The sequence below is a fragment of the Tabrizicola aquatica genome (genome assembly GCF_002900975.1).
In the GTDB taxonomy this organism is placed as follows: Bacteria; Pseudomonadota; Alphaproteobacteria; order Rhodobacterales; family Rhodobacteraceae; genus Tabrizicola; species Tabrizicola aquatica.
The window spans coordinates 1-2,509 of the sequence record NZ_PJON01000010.1 but is presented as its reverse complement, the minus strand read 5'-3'; the positions used below and the strand labels follow the sequence as shown (position 1 = coordinate 2,509).

The 2,509-nt window shown below is 66.4% G+C and carries 2 protein-coding genes; both read left to right on the top strand.

Translation table 11 applies throughout. The features are described 5' to 3' along the window. Positions 1-1,890, top strand: a 1,890-nt coding sequence (gene acs, locus CXR42_RS19230; RefSeq protein WP_103259221.1) for an acetate--CoA ligase, incomplete at its 5' end; no start/stop codon positions are given. Continuing rightward, positions 1,890-2,509, top strand: a 620-nt coding sequence (locus CXR42_RS19225; protein WP_103259220.1) for an adenylate kinase, incomplete at its 3' end; no start/stop codon positions are given. The genes acs and CXR42_RS19225, both read left to right, overlap by 1 nt.

Here is a 2,509-nt window from a genome sequence, read left to right as displayed (position 1 = left end):
GCTGGGTATGAGCGTTTGTATTCCGAATCGGTTATGGACGCTGAGGGTTTCTGGGGTCGTGAGGCGTTGCGGCTGGACTGGATCAAGCCGTTCACGAAGGTGAAGGACACGTCCTTCGCGCCGGGCAACATCAGCATCAAGTGGTTTGAGGACGGTCATCTGAACGTCAGCGCCAACTGCATCGACCGGCACATGCTGACGCGGGCGAACCAGACGGCGATCATCTGGGAGCCGGATGATCCGCGGGAACCGGCGCAGCACATCAGCTATGCGCAGTTGCTGGAGCAGACCTGCCGGCTGGCCAATGTGCTGAAGGCGCATGGGGTGACCAAGGGCGACCGGGTGGTCCTTTACATGCCGATGATCCCCGAGGCGGCCTATGCGATGCTGGCCTGCACGCGGATCGGGGCGATCCATTCGATCGTCTTTGGCGGCTTCTCGCCCGACGCGCTGGCGAACCGGATCAACGACAGTGAGGCCAAGCTGGTCATCACCGCCGACTGGGCGCCGCGCGGCGGCAAGAAGACGGGGCTGAAGGACAACACCGACAAGGCGCTCTTGCACTGCTCGGACCGGGTGAAGGTTCTGGTGGTCAAGCGCACCGGCGACCAGACCTCCTGGGTCGATGGCCGCGACTTCGACCTGACGGCCGAGATGGCCGAGGCGAAGCCCTATTGCCCCTATGTCGAGGTGGGCGCGGAAGACCCGATGTTCATCCTGTACACCAGCGGCAGCACCGGCAAGCCGAAGGGCGTGGTGCATACGACAGGGGGGTACCTGGTCTATGCCGCGATGACGCATCAGATCACCTTCGACTACCATGACGGCGATGTCTTCTGGTGCACGGCCGATGTGGGCTGGGTCACCGGGCACAGCTACATCGTCTATGGCCCCCTGGCCAATGGCGCGACGACGGTGATGTTCGAGGGCGTGCCGACCTACCCGGACGCCGGCCGCTTCTGGGAGGTCTGCGCCAAGCACAAGGTCACCCAGTTCTACACCGCGCCGACCGCGATCCGCAGCCTGATGGGCCTGGGCCCGGAATGGGTGGAAAAGCACGACCTGTCGTCGCTGAAGCTTCTGGGTTCGGTCGGAGAGCCGATCAACCCCGAAGCCTGGGCCTGGTACAACACCCATGTCGGCAAGGGGAAATGCCCGATCGTCGACACCTTCTGGCAGACGGAAACCGGCGGCCACATCATCACGCCGATCCCCGGCGCGATCCCGCAGAAACCCGGCAGCGCGACCAAGCCCTTCTTCGGCGTCAAGCCCGAGGTGCTGGACCCCGCCACCGGCAAGGTCCAGACCGAGATGGCGACGGAAGGGGTCTTGTGCATCACCGACAGCTGGCCGGGGCAGATGCGCACGCTCTGGGGCGACCATCAGCGGTTCGAGGAAGCCTACTTCAGCCAGTACAAGGGCTATTACTTCACCGGCGACGGCTGCCGGCGCGATGCGGATGGCTATTACTGGATCACCGGGCGGGTGGATGACGTGATCAACGTCAGCGGCCACCGGATGGGCACGGCCGAGGTCGAAAGCGCGCTGGTCGCGCATGAGGCGGTGGCCGAGGCGGCGGTGGTGGGTTACCCGCACGACATCAAGGGGCAGGGCATCTATGCCTATGTCACGCTGATGAAGGGGGTCGAACCCACGGACGCCCTGCGCAAGCAGCTGGAGGCTTGGGTGCGCCAGGAGATCGGGCCGATCGCCAAGCCGGACCTGATCCAGTGGGCGCCGGGCCTGCCCAAGACGCGCTCGGGCAAGATCATGCGCCGCATTCTGCGCAAGATCGCCGAGAACGACTTTGGGTCCCTGGGCGATACCTCGACCCTGGCCGATCCGGCGGTGGTCGACGACCTGATCGCCAACCGGATGAACAAGGTCTGATGCCGGTGGCACCGGTTGTGATCCTGCTCGGGCCGCCGGGGGCCGGCAAAGGCACCCAGGCCCGGATGCTGGAAGAGGACTTCGGTCTGGTGCAGCTGTCGACCGGCGACCTGTTGCGGGCGGCGGTGGCGGCGGGGACCGAGGCGGGGGTCAGGGCGAAGGCGGTGATGGAGGCGGGGCAGCTGGTCAGCGACGAGATCGTGCTGGCGATCCTGCAGGAGCGGATGGCGCAGCCCGACCTGGGCCGGGGCATCATCCTGGACGGCTTTCCGCGCACCGCGGGGCAGGCGGCGGCGCTGGACCGGCTCTTGGCGGCGGCGGGCCAGAAGGTCACCGCGGCGATCAGCCTGGAGGTCGAGGACGAGGCGATGGTCGCCCGCGTCGCCGGCCGCTATACCTGCGCCACCTGCGGCGAGGGCTATCACGACCAGTTCAAGCAGCCCGCCCGCGCGGGAACCTGCGACAAATGCGGCGGCACGGCCTTCAAGCGCCGCGCCGACGACACCGCCGAAACGGTGCGCGAAAGGCTGACCGCCTATCACGCCCAGACGGCACCGCTGATCGCGTATTACGACGAAAAGGCCGTGCTCCAACGGATCAACGCGATGGGACACATCGC